The following is a 13,834-nucleotide window of genomic DNA, read 5'->3' as shown; positions in this document are numbered from 1 at the left end:
AGGGGGTAATTATAACCTAGGTTTTGAAATAATTTTGGATTATGCTCATTCGCCGGATGGACTCGAGAATATACTTAAAACTGCTAGAGGATTTACAAAATCTAAACTTATAAGTGTCTTTGGTTGCGGTGGAGATAGAGATAAAACTAAAAGACCTATAATGGGCAAGATAGGAACTGATTTAAGTGATTACAGTGTAATAACATCTGATAATCCAAGAAATGAAGAGCCACTAGAAATAATTAAAGATGTAGTATGCGAAATCCAAAAGCAGAATTTCGAAATAATAGAGAATAGACGCGAAGCTATAAAGAGGGCAATAGAAATTGCAGAGAAAGATGATGTTATTGTTATTGCAGGAAAAGGACACGAGGATTATCAGGTTTTAAAAGGTAAAACCATACATTTTGATGAGCGGGAAGTTGTTTTTGAGATAATAAAGGAGATATTCTAGATGGAGTACATTAGTCGTGACGAGATAGTACAGGCAACAGGGGGAGAACTAATAGTCAAAGGGGAAGACTTGCTATATAACAACGTTAGCATAGATACAAGAGCTATTAGTGATAATGATATCTTTATAGCTTTAAAAGGCGAAAATTTTAATGCTAACGATTTTATTTTAGAAGCCAGTAAAAAAGGAGCTTCACTTTGCATAATAGATGAAATAAAGTTTCAAGGTGTAGATTGGGACGCGAAAACCTCTGTAATTGTAGTAGAGGATACTAATAAGGCTATAATGCAACTAGCAAAGTTTTATATAGATAAGTTGAATTTAAAGGTAGTGGGCATTACCGGTTCTACCGGTAAAACATCCACAAAGGACTTGGTCTCAGCGGTTTTAAGCTCGAAATTTAAAGTGTTTAAGACGCTAGGAAATTTTAATAATGAAATAGGACTCCCTATGATGATATTTAAGCTTAATAAAACTTACGATGTTGCTATACTTGAAATGGGTATGAGTGATTTTGGAGAGATTCATAGGTTATGTGATGTAGCTAGGCCTGATATTGCAATTATTACCAACATTGGAATGTCTCACATTGAAAATCTTAAAACTAGAGAAAATATTTTGAAAGCCAAAATGGAGGTAACAGATTTTTTTGATGATGATAGTGTTTTAATTGTTAACTCAGATAATGATTTGTTAGAAGAGGTAAAAACGTCGAAATATAAGCTTATAAGAACAGGAATCGATTCAAGTGTTGATTACGGTGCATGCAATATAAATATTTATGAGTCGAAAATAACATTTAATATACTGGATGCAGGAAATGAAATAGATAAAGCAATTGAAGTGGATATACCTGGAAGACATAATGTTCTAAATTCGCTACTGGCAGTAGCCTCTGCTAGAGAAATGGGTATGAATTATAATGAAATTGCAGAAGGGTTTAAAAAACTGGAAGTTACATCTATGCGCTTAGATATAATAAAAGGAAAGAAATTCACTATAGTAAATGATTGTTATAATGCTAGTCCAGATTCAATGATAGCCGCAATTGATGTGCTTTGCAATATACAGGGGAAATCTAAAATTGCAATACTTGGTACTATGGGGGAACTGGGAGATAGTTCTTTTCAGGCTCATAAACAAGTGGGTGCTTATGCAAAAGAAAAAAATATTGATTTACTAATTACCATTGGTGAATTTAATAAGGCATATAGTGAAGGATTTGTGGATATAGATAAATATAGAAGTTTTGATACTTATGATGAAGTAAATTCCTTCCTAGAGGAAACTCTGTCTGGAAATGATGTTGTTTTGGTTAAAGCTTCAAGGGCTATGAAATTTGAGAGTATAGTAAATTGCCTAGGAAATATAAATTCTAAAGAGGTGATGGGATAATGAGTATAATTATTTATTCAGTTTTAATCGCATTTATTTTATCAATTATGCAAGGACCTTTGTTAATTCCCTTACTGCATAAACTTAAATTCGGCCAAAATATAAGGGAGGAGGGGCCTAGAAGTCATCTAAAAAAAGCAGGAACCCCTACTATGGGGGGTATTATATTCATGACTTCAACAATAATTACCATGTTAATTATTGTTAGACACGTTAATGATGAAGCTATGATTGTTCTATATTGTTTTGTAGCTTTTGGATTAATAGGACTTATTGATGATTTAATAAAAACAATACGTAAAAAAAATGAAGGACTTAGTTCTAAACAAAAGATGCTACTTATACTTGTGGTATCAGGTTTAATCGGTTATTATACTTCAATTAAAATAGGAACTGATATAATGATACCATTTCTAAATAGGCCCATAAATTTAGGGGTGTGGTATGTGCCTTTTATTATTGTATATTTTGCAGCTACAACAAATTCAGTTAATTTAACGGATGGATTAGATGGTCTAGCTACATGCATTACGATAGTAGTCATGACATTTTTTGCTTTGGTAAGTAATAGCCTAGCGAATTCTACTCTGGCGATATTCTGTGCAGCGCTTGCTGGCTCGCTATTAGGGTTTTTAAAATTCAACTCTTATAAAGCACAAATTTTTATGGGAGATATGGGGTCATTAGCACTTGGAGGAGCAGTAGCTGCAGTAGCTATGATACTAAAACAGCCCTTGCTTGTTATGATTGTAGGGGGAGTATATGTTTTAGAGGCTCTTTCGGTTATTATTCAAGTAGCGGTGTTTAAAGCTACAGGTAAGAGAGTATTTAAAATGTCCCCAATTCATCATCATTTTGAGCTGAGTGGATGGCATGAAACTAAAATTGTTGCAGTATTTTCTATTGTAACAGTGATTTTATGTTTAGTTGGATTTCTATCTTTTCTCTAGTAGTGAAATAAGGAGTGTATAATATGAAAAAGTCTAATGTGAAAATGGGACAAATAGATTTTATGTTGTTTGCAACGGTAGTGCTTCTAGTAACCATAGGGGTATTAATGGTTTTTAGTGCCAGTTCATGGTATTCACTTGTGAAGCTAGATGATCCTGACTATTATTTTAAAAAACAAATGATGTGGGCAGTTCTGGGTTTTATTTTTATGGCTATAGCTATTAAAGTTGATTATCATAAGTATAAAAAACATACTGGTATTATTATGATAGGAACAATGGTATTATTACTTGCCGTATTTGCATTCCAAGACATTAACGGTGCTAGGCGATGGATTCAGCTTGGCTTTGTAAATGTTCAACCATCCGAAATCGCAAAATACGCCATTGTATTATTTATGGCTAAAAGTTTAGACTTAAAGGGAGAAAAAGTTAAAAGCTTTTCTAAGGGCATATTGCCATACCTATTAATTTCTGGGTTTTATGCAGGCGTAATTTTGATGGAGCCAAATTTAAGTATTGCATCTATTATAATGATTGTTACTGTAGTTATATTATTTGCGGTAGGGGCAAGACTCAAACACCTTTTTGCCATAGGTGGGTCCCTAGTGGCGGCAGTTGCAGTTTTAACAATTACAGCTGATTATAGAATGAAAAGACTTACGAGTTTTATGGATCCATTTGCTGATAGTCAAGGTAAGGGATACCAGCTAGTTCAGTCACTTCTTGCCCTTGGGTCAGGAGGAGTTACTGGAGCTGGAATTGGGCAATCACGACAAAAGTGCCTGTACATACCTGAACCACATACGGATTTTATTTTTGCAATAATTGGTGAAGAATTAGGTCTGATCGGAGTTGTATTTATAATTTCACTGTTCCTTATCTTTGTATGGAGAGGTATTAAAGTAGCAGTTACAGCTAAAGATATGTATGGTACCATTTTAGCTATAGGAACTACGTCGGTCATTGCTGTTCAAGCAATTATTAATATTGCAGTAGTAACTGGGTCAATGCCAGTAACAGGTGTTCCACTTCCATTTATAAGCTATGGAGGCTCAGCTCTTGTTATTAATATGTTTGCAATGGGAATACTTTTAAATGTGTCAAGACAAACTGTAAATAGAAATTAATCTATTACTTAGAAGAAAGGCATGCAATTATGTATGCTTTTTTGTATTTATAGCCATTTTAAGGGAATAATATTAATTTTTTAGAAATACTAAAGAATACATCATAATATTAATGAAAAAAATTACATTAAGTGTTATTATGTATACAATAGATAAGTTTAAATTAAATTTGGATGTAATAATATATGTTATTAATCGAGGGGTAATAAATGAAAGACAAAAATAAAAGCATTGACAAAGGAAAGTATATAATAGCAAATAGTGAAAATTTATTAAAAAAAAGAAAAAAGAAAAAAAAAGTAAGGAACTTAATATTACTTGGAATAATTATGGTTTCTACTTTGATTACATTATGCTTTAAATTGCCTTATTTTAATATTACGCAAATTGAAATTGTGGGAAATGTAAATGTTCCTATCTCTAAAATTAATGAGCAGATTAACACTCATTTAAATACCAATATCTTTTACGCTAGCTTTGCGGATAGTAAGAGTGATATAGTAAAAAACCCTTATACTCTGGGAGTTACAATTAAAAAAAAATTGCCCAATAAAATTATAATACAAGTAGAAGAGAGAGTAGCTATTTTTTATGGGAAAGTAAAGGATACTTATTACATTATGGATAATGAAGGAGTATTACTAGAGAAAAGATCTAATATTAAAGACATGAACATAGTGAATTTAGGTGGTATTGATTTTAAAAATTCTAAGGTAGGAAATAGTGTTATATCCGATGATAGAAAAATTAATATTGCCAATAATATATCAAATATTATTAATGAGTATAGGAAGACTAAAAATAATATAATTATAAGTAGTGTAGATATAAATAATGTTTTAGATGTGAAAGTTTACTCAGGTAAAATGTGTATTAAATTTGGAACAACAGAAGACTTAGAAAACAAGTTTAATAAGGCGATAAATATCCTATCACAACCAAAATATAAAGCAGCCAAAGGATATTTAGATGTTAGTTTTAAAGGGCCACCAGTGGTTTTTATAGAATAGTAGAAGTAAAAGTATAGTAGTTAAAGAATTAACAATAAATATGTCCCTCACACAATAAGTAAGGAGGAAGTCTATGAAGAAATTTCGAGCGCAAATATCCATTGGTATAATATGTGCATTATTAGGGTTTATGGTAACCTACCAACTTAAAATGATAAATAAACAAAATTCGGCAATGGTAGATGCTAACAAGACTTCACCAGAAATTATAATTGAAAATCAGCAGTTAAAAAAGCAAATAGAAGAGACGAAAAAGAAAGTTGATGAATTAGAATCTAAAACAAAGGAATATGAAAGTGCTGCAAGTGGGATAGACCTACAAAGCAAGCTATTATACAAGGACTTAGAAGAGACAAGAATGCTTACTGGGGGCACTGAAGTGGTAGGTCCAGGTATAATAATTTACATAGATCCTAGGACTGACATTTTTGATAGTAGCCTTGGAGCACCAATTATAATCGACACGGATTTAGTTCATATAGTAAATGAATTAAACGCAGTAGATGCTGAAGCAATTTCCATTAATGGTATTAGGTTAACTTCCCGTAGTGCTATACGGACTGCAGGTAATGCAATTATTATAAATGATGAGAGAATTCCTTCTAATGAAAGAATTACGATTAAGGCAATCGGCAACAAGGTTGTTTTAGTTGGGGCTATTAAATTTTCAGGAACACTTTCATCTAATTTGATTGAAAATTTTGTAACAACAGCAACACCAACAGACAAAATACAAGTTCCTAAATATAGTAAAACATACAAATTTGAATATGCTAAACCAATAGAACAAGAAGAGAAATAAAATAGAGGTGATGAAATGGTAGCTTTTGTAGGATTATTAATAGGTATTATAATAGGGATTGTATGGAATGTGGATATTCCAGTCGCATTTTCTCCATATATTTCTGTAGCGATTTTTGCATGTTTAGATTCTGTATTTGGGGCGCTTCGTGGATCAATTTCTCATAATTTCAGAGCAGATATTTTCATATCAGGTTTTTTTGGGAATGCAGCACTGGCTGTAGGAATGGTATATTTAGGGGATAAACTCGGAATTCCAATTTATTTGGCTGCTGTTATCGTATTTGGTGGAAGAATATTTGATAACTTTGCAATTATAAGACGAATTTTAATAGACAAAACTAAATCCCACTCATGAGGTGATTAAATGAAAAATAATGAAGCTACCATATTTGTGTTTATCGCTTCAATAATTATAGGACTTCTTATAGCTATGAATCTTGGTTTTGAAGGTGAAAATAATTTTTTAGATGTAAAACAGTTCAATGAAGCCTATAATGAAAGAAGTGAATTGTATACTAAATTAAATAAGTTACAACGTCAATATTACAATATTAATTTAAAGTTTAAGAATTACGATAATAGTTATGACAAAGATTCTAAAATTTTAGAGGAAATACAAAAGGAAGTTATTTACAACAATTTAATTTTAGGGAAAAGTGATGTAGAAGGTCAAGGAGTTGTGATAACACTAGATGATGGTATAATAGATGAATATGATCCTAATAGAACTATAATTCATGACACCGATATTCTTTATGTGTTAAATGATCTCAAAAGCGCAGGTGCAGAAGCCATAGAAGTGAATGGTAACAGAATTGTTTATAATAATAATTTATGGTGTATTGGCTCTGCTATTAAGTTAAATGGTATTAATATTGTGGCACCTTTTTATATTAGTGCAATAGGAAACAAAGGTGTGCTTTATAATTATTTGACTTTAGAATATTCTCATGTAGTATCATTAAAGATGAGAGAAGCTAAGGTTAATATTGTTAAGGAAGATAATATTAAAATATTGGGATATACTGGTAAAATGGAATACCAGTTTATGGCTCCTATAACTAAAAAAGATTAATATAATTTAAAAATACATTCAAATATTGAAGGAGTTTCCTTATTCAATGAAGAATTAAAAGAAGAATGGGTTTTACAATTAATAATTGTAATGCACATAATAAAGAAGTGAGGAGGGATTGGTAATTGGCAATCGGTGAAGCTTATAACGAAATAATAAATGAAATTCCAAAAGAAGTAACACTTATATGTATTTCTAAAACTAGAGAAATAACTGAAATAAAAGAGGCTTATGCATCTGGAGCAAGAGATTTTGGAGAAAATAAAGTACAAGAATTAATGGAAAAGTTCGATAATATAAGTGAGGATGTTAGATGGCACTTTATAGGACATTTACAAAGGAATAAGGTTAAATATATTGTTGGAAAAGTTCATCTCATTCATTCTTTAGATAGCATACGATTACTTCGAGAAATAGAAAAACGTTATGGAGATGAAAATGAAATTGCTAACTTATTAATTCAAGTTAATATAGGTAGTGAAAGTGCAAAAAATGGCATAGAAGTTGAAGAATTAGTTCCGTTAATAAAAGCTTGTGAGAGCTGCAACAATGTTAAAATTAAAGGTCTAATGGCTACAATTCCAATTGGTGGAAGTGAAGATTGCAGAAGGTATTTTAGTCAGATGAAGACTATATTTGAAGATTTAAAAACATTTGAATATAAAAATGTTTCAATGGAATATTTATCTTTGGGCATGAGTTCTGATTATAAGGATGCAATAGAATCAGGAGCTAATATGATAAGACTTGGAGAGAGCATATTTGGAAAAAGAGATTATAAAAAACTGGAGGTATAAAATGAGTAATGTAATGAATAAGGTAATGGGTTTTTTTGGTATGGCTGACGAAGCTGAGGACGAAGTTCAAGAAATGGAAAATGAGGACGAAAACATGGATATTGAATCACTTATGAGTACAAACAAAAAACAAAGTAAAGTAGTAAATATACACACCGCATCGTCTGCAAAAGTGGTTATTATAAAACCAGAGGATTTTGATGAAGCAACTAATATAAGTGATAATTTAAAAGCTAGAAAAATAGTAGTAGTTAATACTACGGGACTTGAACTTAAAACTGGTCAAAGACTATTGGATTTTATTGGTGGAGCATGTTATGCATTAGGCGGAGAACTACAACAGATAGAAAAAGGTGTTTATATAATTTCTCCTTCGAATGTAGAAGTTGACAATGCATTAAAAAATGAACTAAGCTCAAAAGGAATTTTTAATTGGAATAAATAATTAGTAACCCGTAAAAAGGAATACAGGAGGTATAAAATTTGTTTTTTTATAGGTTTTTTAATTTGATTTTTAATGCGTTACAATGGACGATATTTATTGAGGTAATTTTATCTTGGGTTTATCCTAATCGTACAAATCAGTATATAGAACTATTGCATAAGATTACAGGACCTCATTTACTACCAGGCAGAAAAATCCAAGAAAAATATTTTGGTAATACGATGGTAGATTGGTCACCAATGATTGCACTTTTAATTTTAATGTTTGCAAAAGAAATTGTGCTGGGGCTACTCATATAAAATATTAGATTAAGGGAAGAGTTTAATGGATAAAACAAAATTTTTAAATAGTATAAATTGTGATGATAAAAATTTAATTTCTGGTATATTCAATAAAATTCAATTAGCAGAAAAAACAAATAAAACAGTATTTACTAGCGACTTTATATCGCCAGCTATATGGAATGAAATTTTAGATAAATGCAAAAATTATAGAGTGAAAGTTTTCACAAGTGGTATATTTAAAGATGCTGACAGGAGAATGCTAGCATTCTCGGTCATTGAAGAACCTAAAGATTATCCCATGAATTTACTTGAAATAAAAAACAAGTCAAAGTTTAGTAGCCTCTTGCATAAGGATTATTTAGGTTCAATAATGTCCCTTGGAATTAATCGGGAAAAACTAGGTGATTTAATAATTCAAGATGGAATATGTTATGCCACCGTTTGTAATGATATTAGTAATTATATAACTTCTAATTTGGAAAGTATAGCAAATTGCCCATGTGAAGTCCAGGAATATGATTATAAGAGCTTTAAACTTCCTGAAAGAAAATTTGAAGAGAAAATAGTTATAGCTTCATCATGTCGCTTGGATGGATTAGTTGCGGCTATTTGTAACCTTTCAAGAAACAATTCTGTGGGATTAATATCTGAGGGGAAAATATTATTAAATTATTTTCAGTGTTTTAAAAAAGATGGAATTGTAAAAAACAATGATACTTTAACAATTAGAGGATATGGAAAGTTCAAAATCCGTGAAATTATAGGAGTCACTCAAAAGGATCGTTTGAAAGTTTCAATATTAAAGTATATTTAGTAATAGGGGGAAGCAAATGAAAATAACAGCTATGGATATTAACAATAAAGAGTTTAAAAAAGGCTTAAGAGGTTATAATGCTGATGAAGTTGATGAGTTTTTAGATCAGGTATCTGAAGAATATGAGATTATGTACAAAGAAAATTCAACACTAAGAGAAAAATCAGCTTTTTTAGAGGAAAAATTAGAGCATCATGTTAAAATAGAATCAACAATTCAAAATACACTAGTATTAGCTCAAAATGCAGCAGAACAAGCAAAAATTTCTGCTCAAAAGGAGTCAGAATCTATTATTAGGAATGCAAATGAATCCTCTCAAAGGTTATTGGATAAGGCAAATGATAGTGTGCTTAAGATAAATGATGAATATGAAAAAACTAAGCAAGAATTTGCAATCTTTAGAACGAAATTCAGAAGTTTTATGAATTGTCAGATCGATATGTTTGATGGCTTAGAGAATGATTATTTTAAAAATTACAACGTAGGTGTGGAAAAAAACAATAAAGTAAGCACTAGTGAAGTTGAACCCGAATTAGACTACTCGAATTTAACAATTAAAAACATTGATGAAAGAAATTTTAATGATAAGGATTTAGAAGAAATAAAAACTTTTTTTGCAAAAGGGTAAAACATAAAATCTCACTCATTGAGTGAGATTTTTTATGCGGAAAATGTGTTATAATATATGATATGTGATTTAGAGGATGACAAGGAGGAAGAAAATGAATATAGGTATTATTGGAGCGATGAGCGAAGAAGTTGGTTTTTTAATTAGGGATATGGATTTTCATAAGAGCGTAACAAAGGCTAAAATGAAATTTAGCGTTGGAGTCATACATAATAAAAAGGTTGTTGTAGTTACTAGTGGTATAGGCAAAGTCAATGCCGCAATTTGTGCTCAAATACTAATTGATGATTTTAATGTTAATTATATTATAAATGTTGGTATTGCAGGCGGAACTAAAGATAATATATACCCTGGAGATGTGGTAATAGGCGATAATTTAGTACAACACGATATAGATGCAACTGCATTTGGTGATAGGATAGGACAAATTCCAAGACTGGATACTTTTGAATTTAAATGTGATAAAAGGCTAGTAGAGATTGCTACAAAGGCTTGCATAGATATTAATGGGCATAATTATTTTACAGGAAGAATTGTATCAGGAGATCAATTTATTGCAAGTGTTTCTAAAATAAAGTGGCTAATTACGGAGTTTGATTGTTTAGCTTGTGAAATGGAGGGGGCAAGTATTGCTCAAGTTTGTTATTTAAACGAAATTCCATTTATCGTTATTAGATCCATATCGGATAATGCAAATAACGGTGCTCATATGGAGTATGAGAAGTTCAAGGATATTGCGGTAGAAAATTCTACGAATATTTTAAACAATATGTTAAAATTAATTTAGGAGTCGTATACATGGAAAAGTTAAAAGTTGATAAAAGCAGTGGTTTAGATTTACTTGTAAATGTTAAAGATGTAGTGATTGGTGGAAGTGAAAAAGTTATTATATCAGGTCCTTGCTCAGTTGAAGAATATGATAATATGTATGCAATAGCTAAGGGTTTAAAAAAAGCAGGAGTACATATATTAAGGGGGGGCGCATTTAAACCAAGAACTTCTCCTTATGACTTTCAAGGATTAAAAGAAGACGGTCTTAAAATACTTAAAAGCGTTGGTAGTGAATTTAATATGCCAGTAGTAACAGAGGTTATGGATACGAAAGATATAGATTTAGTATCAAATTACGCTGATATGTTACAAATAGGTTCTAGAAACATGTACAATTACAGTTTGTTAAAAGAAGTTGGAAAATTAAAGATGCCTATTTTACTTAAAAGAGGCATGAGTGCAACACTTTCAGAGTGGCTTCTTGCAGCAGAATATATAATTTGTAATGGTAATGACAATGTTGTGCTCTGTGAAAGAGGCATTAGAACATTTGAAACATACACGAGAAATACATTGGACTTAAGTATTGTGGCTGCGATTAAACAAAAATACCGTACTCCAATAATAGTTGATCCTAGCCATGGAACAGGACTACGTGAACTTGTAGAGCCTATGTCACTAGCATCAATTGCTTCAGGAGCGGATGGACTCATGATTGAAAGTCATGTTGCACCAGACAGTGCAGTATCCGATGCAAAACAAACAGTGTCCATAGACACTATAGATTCAATAGTTAAAAAAGTAAAAAAATTCGAGAAATTTTAAATATTTTTAAATAAGTGTAATAAATTTCACTCCATGAGAAAACATAACCTTATAAAGATTTTTTATTTTAATATTAATGAAATATTAAAACTAGAGGAGTTGTTATCATGGATAAGGAAAAACTAGAATATTTTAAGGAAAAGTTAATAAGTGAGAAATCAAGAGTCAATAGTCTTATTAATACATTGAAACAAAATGGTGCTGCAAGTTTTAAAAGTGAAATGGCTTCAGAACTATCTTTTTACGACAATCATCCGTCAGATAGCGCAACAGAATTATTTGACACAGAAAAAGGGATGGCACTTGTTAAAAATGAAGTCACAATCCGAAATAAAATTGAGGATGCACTAAAGAATATTGAAAAGGGTACTTATGGGAAATGTAAAAGCTGTGGTAGCGACATAATTTACGAAAGATTAGAATTTATACCCTATGCAGACAAATGCGCACCCTGTCAACAAACCATCGATAATAATAAGCCGGCAGAACAAAACAATAGGCCAGTCGAAGAAGATGTGCTAGGGGTGCCTTTTAGATACAGCTATACTGGTGAAGTAGCAACTTATGCTGAGGATACTTATCAGATAGTAGAGCATTTTAATAAAATGGAAGATGCAGCCGAATCTTACGAAGAGGATGAAGACGGTTATGTCGAACCTATAGAAAGAATAAGTAATGAGCAGTATAGAAATCAGTTGCCAGATTAAAAAATAACAATAGCTTTTTAAATTAGTAGTAATGGAAAAGTATATATTGCGGTGAATTATTAGTTTTTGAACATTTCAGCAATATGTACTTTTCCTTTTATAGTATATAGGGGGAAGGGTATGGAAATAATAGTTGTTTTTTTAGGCCTATTATTAGATAGACTATCTAAAATTTGGGTAATTAGTGAGCTTAGTGAAAACAGTGGAATAATATTAATTAAAGATTTTTTTGGTTTAGAATATTTAGAGAATAGGGGAGCGGCATTTGGGATTCTACAAAATAAAACAATACTACTAGCTATAGTTACCTTATTTGTTATATCAGGAATGATATATTATATTATTGCATATAAGCCAAAATCAAAACTCGTAAGATTTAGCTTTGCAATGATTATAAGTGGAGCCCTTGGAAATTTATATGATAGATTATTTTATAAATACGTAGTAGATTTTGTTTTGCTTCATTACAAAGATGTATATTATTTCCCCACATTTAACATAGCTGATATGTTAGTAGTTATGGGTACATTTGTTTTGATGATTTCGATACTAAAGGGAGAGATATAGATGGATGTTTTTGAGTTTAAAGTTGATGAAAGTGAAGTTTCCGAGAGATTAGATGTTTTTATTTCTGGTAAATTAGAAAATAAATCCAGATCCCATGTCCAAGGGATAATTGAAGGTGGAACGGCTTTCGTAAATGGTAAATGCAGGAAAAGCAATTATAAATTAAAATTAGATGAAGAAGTAACAATAACTATTCCTGAGCCTGTAGAGTTAAATGTAAAGGCGGAGGATATACCACTAGATGTTATATATGAAGATAGTGATGTAATTGTAATTAATAAACCACAAGATATGGTAGTTCATCCAGCACCCGGCAATTATACTGGGACACTGGTTAATGCACTTTTAAACCATTGCAATGACCTATCAGGTATCAATGGTATACTAAGGCCAGGCATAGTGCATAGAATTGATAAGGATACATCTGGAGCCCTTGTGGTTGCTAAAAATGACAATGCTCATAATTCTCTAGCTTCACAGTTTAAAGAACACTCAGCCAAAAGAAGTTATGTAGCTCTAGTAGAAGGTATAATTAAAAGTGATGAAGGTACAATTGATAAACCTATTGCAAGAAATCCTAATGATAGAATAAAAATGGGAGTAGTAGAGAGTGGTAAAAGGGCTGTTACTCATTATAAAGTAATAGAGAGGTTCGAAACTAATACATTAGTAGAATGTAATTTAGAAACAGGTCGAACTCATCAAATAAGAGTACATATGGCAAAAATAGGACATCCACTAGTTGGAGATTTGGTTTATGGCTATAAAAAGCAAAGATTTAATTTAAAAGGGCAAGCTCTTCATGCTAAGATGCTTGGATTTATGCATCCAGCTACTAAAAAATACATGGAATTTATTTCACCACTTCCGGATTATTTTGAAAAAATTATAGATAAGTTGAAAAAAGAGTTGAAGTAGAACATAATATATGATATTATGATTTCAATAAAATATTTATACCTTTAAGTGATTCAGTGAGATCATAAGGAAAGTGATAGTGATACTATTATGCAAGTATAGTATGCCCTTACCTTATGGTGAGGGCTTTTTATAGTGTGCCAGGCATGGCAATTAACTAGGTGGTGAAAGTCCATTGTGGGGGTCTGTAGTTACCAACCACTAGCTGAAGACAAGGTATCCACCGTGAGGTGTGAGCTGGAGGAAGTCCTAGGCAAAGT

At 31.3% G+C, this 13,834-nt stretch carries 18 protein-coding genes; all 18 read left to right on the top strand.

Annotated elements, in window-relative coordinates:
• The coding region (locus ACJAX4_RS15930) for a glutamate ligase domain-containing protein (RefSeq protein ID WP_435790436.1) at positions 1–454 on the top strand (454 nt) is incomplete at its 5' end.
• Positions 455–1,849 carry a UDP-N-acetylmuramoyl-tripeptide--D-alanyl-D-alanine ligase gene (locus ACJAX4_RS15925; RefSeq protein WP_435790435.1) on the top strand — a complete coding sequence of 465 codons (1,395 nt, stop codon included), beginning with the start codon at positions 455–457 and terminating at the stop codon, positions 1,847–1,849. It abuts the gene before it with no gap.
• Positions 1,849–2,799, top strand: coding sequence for a phospho-N-acetylmuramoyl-pentapeptide-transferase (gene mraY / locus ACJAX4_RS15920; protein ID WP_435790434.1), 951 nt, complete (start codon positions 1,849–1,851; stop codon positions 2,797–2,799). The genes ACJAX4_RS15925 and mraY overlap by 1 nt, the downstream gene beginning before the upstream one ends.
• A 23-nt stretch (positions 2,800–2,822) precedes the next feature.
• On the top strand, positions 2,823–3,929 hold the full coding sequence (gene spoVE / locus ACJAX4_RS15915; protein ID WP_435790433.1) for a stage V sporulation protein E: 1,107 nt from the start codon (positions 2,823–2,825) through the stop codon (positions 3,927–3,929).
• Between the two features lie 209 nt (positions 3,930–4,138).
• The gene (locus ACJAX4_RS15910; protein WP_435790432.1) at positions 4,139–4,939 is read left to right on the top strand and encodes a cell division protein FtsQ/DivIB; all 801 of its coding nucleotides are present in this window, start codon (positions 4,139–4,141) and stop codon (positions 4,937–4,939) included.
• Positions 4,940–5,012: 73 nt separating this feature from the next.
• Complete coding sequence (locus ACJAX4_RS15905; protein WP_435790431.1) at positions 5,013–5,741, top strand: DUF881 domain-containing protein; 729 nt, start codon at positions 5,013–5,015, stop codon at positions 5,739–5,741.
• Between the two features lie 15 nt (positions 5,742–5,756).
• Positions 5,757–6,098: a small basic family protein gene (locus ACJAX4_RS15900; RefSeq protein WP_435790430.1), complete on the top strand. Its 342-nt coding sequence runs from the start codon at positions 5,757–5,759 to the stop codon at positions 6,096–6,098.
• Between the two features lie 9 nt (positions 6,099–6,107).
• Complete coding sequence (locus tag ACJAX4_RS15895) at positions 6,108–6,818, top strand: DUF881 domain-containing protein (protein WP_435790429.1); 711 nt, start codon at positions 6,108–6,110, stop codon at positions 6,816–6,818.
• Between the two features lie 125 nt (positions 6,819–6,943).
• Positions 6,944–7,615, top strand: a complete 672-nt coding sequence (locus ACJAX4_RS15890) for a YggS family pyridoxal phosphate-dependent enzyme (RefSeq protein WP_435790428.1) — start codon at positions 6,944–6,946, stop codon at positions 7,613–7,615.
• 1 nt (position 7,616) lies between these two features.
• Entirely contained in the window at positions 7,617–8,060 is a 444-nt protein-coding gene (locus ACJAX4_RS15885; RefSeq protein ID WP_435790427.1) for a cell division protein SepF, read from the top strand.
• A gap of 38 nt (positions 8,061–8,098) precedes the next feature.
• Positions 8,099–8,359, top strand: coding sequence for a YggT family protein (locus ACJAX4_RS15880; protein WP_435790426.1), 261 nt, complete (start codon positions 8,099–8,101; stop codon positions 8,357–8,359).
• A 25-nt stretch (positions 8,360–8,384) separates the two neighbouring features.
• On the top strand, positions 8,385–9,158 hold the full coding sequence (locus tag ACJAX4_RS15875) for an RNA-binding protein (RefSeq protein ID WP_435790425.1): 774 nt from the start codon (positions 8,385–8,387) through the stop codon (positions 9,156–9,158).
• Positions 9,159–9,174: 16 nt separating this feature from the next.
• The gene (locus ACJAX4_RS15870; RefSeq protein ID WP_435790424.1) at positions 9,175–9,786 is read left to right on the top strand and encodes a DivIVA domain-containing protein; all 612 of its coding nucleotides are present in this window, start codon (positions 9,175–9,177) and stop codon (positions 9,784–9,786) included.
• A gap of 94 nt (positions 9,787–9,880) precedes the next feature.
• Entirely contained in the window at positions 9,881–10,573 is a 693-nt protein-coding gene (locus tag ACJAX4_RS15865; RefSeq protein WP_435790423.1) for a 5'-methylthioadenosine/adenosylhomocysteine nucleosidase, read from the top strand.
• A gap of 11 nt (positions 10,574–10,584) precedes the next feature.
• On the top strand, positions 10,585–11,382 hold the full coding sequence (aroF, locus tag ACJAX4_RS15860; protein WP_435790422.1) for a 3-deoxy-7-phosphoheptulonate synthase: 798 nt from the start codon (positions 10,585–10,587) through the stop codon (positions 11,380–11,382).
• 107 nt (positions 11,383–11,489) lie between these two features.
• Positions 11,490–12,089, top strand: coding sequence for a TraR/DksA C4-type zinc finger protein (locus ACJAX4_RS15855; protein ID WP_435790421.1), 600 nt, complete (start codon positions 11,490–11,492; stop codon positions 12,087–12,089).
• 120 nt (positions 12,090–12,209) lie between these two features.
• Positions 12,210–12,656: a signal peptidase II gene (gene lspA / locus ACJAX4_RS15850; RefSeq protein WP_435790420.1), complete on the top strand. Its 447-nt coding sequence runs from the start codon at positions 12,210–12,212 to the stop codon at positions 12,654–12,656.
• Entirely contained in the window at positions 12,657–13,574 is a 918-nt protein-coding gene (locus ACJAX4_RS15845; protein WP_435790419.1) for an RluA family pseudouridine synthase, read from the top strand. It begins immediately after the preceding gene.
• Positions 13,575–13,834: the final 260 nt, after the last annotated feature.

The organism is Clostridium sp. (assembly GCF_051278035.1).
Lineage (GTDB): Bacteria > Bacillota > Clostridia > Clostridiales > Clostridiaceae > Clostridium_AD.
The sequence above is the reverse complement of the archived record's forward strand: the minus strand, read 5'-3'. Positions and strand labels throughout refer to the sequence as shown.

Coding starts and splice junctions, on each gene's coding strand:
- ACJAX4_RS15865 (WP_435790423.1), top strand. CDS start 9,881: ATGAATATAGGTATTATTGGAGCGATGAGCGAAGAAGTTGGTTTTTTA.
- ACJAX4_RS15845 (WP_435790419.1), top strand. CDS start 12,657: ATGGATGTTTTTGAGTTTAAAGTTGATGAAAGTGAAGTTTCCGAGAGA.
- lspA (WP_435790420.1), top strand. CDS start 12,210: ATGGAAATAATAGTTGTTTTTTTAGGCCTATTATTAGATAGACTATCT.
- ACJAX4_RS15885 (WP_435790427.1), top strand. CDS start 7,617: ATGAGTAATGTAATGAATAAGGTAATGGGTTTTTTTGGTATGGCTGAC.
- ACJAX4_RS15905 (WP_435790431.1), top strand. CDS start 5,013: ATGAAGAAATTTCGAGCGCAAATATCCATTGGTATAATATGTGCATTA.
- ACJAX4_RS15875 (WP_435790425.1), top strand. CDS start 8,385: ATGGATAAAACAAAATTTTTAAATAGTATAAATTGTGATGATAAAAAT.
- ACJAX4_RS15870 (WP_435790424.1), top strand. CDS start 9,175: ATGAAAATAACAGCTATGGATATTAACAATAAAGAGTTTAAAAAAGGC.
- ACJAX4_RS15855 (WP_435790421.1), top strand. CDS start 11,490: ATGGATAAGGAAAAACTAGAATATTTTAAGGAAAAGTTAATAAGTGAG.
- ACJAX4_RS15900 (WP_435790430.1), top strand. CDS start 5,757: ATGGTAGCTTTTGTAGGATTATTAATAGGTATTATAATAGGGATTGTA.
- ACJAX4_RS15925 (WP_435790435.1), top strand. CDS start 455: ATGGAGTACATTAGTCGTGACGAGATAGTACAGGCAACAGGGGGAGAA.
- ACJAX4_RS15895 (WP_435790429.1), top strand. CDS start 6,108: ATGAAAAATAATGAAGCTACCATATTTGTGTTTATCGCTTCAATAATT.
- ACJAX4_RS15910 (WP_435790432.1), top strand. CDS start 4,139: ATGAAAGACAAAAATAAAAGCATTGACAAAGGAAAGTATATAATAGCA.
- mraY (WP_435790434.1), top strand. CDS start 1,849: ATGAGTATAATTATTTATTCAGTTTTAATCGCATTTATTTTATCAATT.
- spoVE (WP_435790433.1), top strand. CDS start 2,823: ATGAAAAAGTCTAATGTGAAAATGGGACAAATAGATTTTATGTTGTTT.
- aroF (WP_435790422.1), top strand. CDS start 10,585: ATGGAAAAGTTAAAAGTTGATAAAAGCAGTGGTTTAGATTTACTTGTA.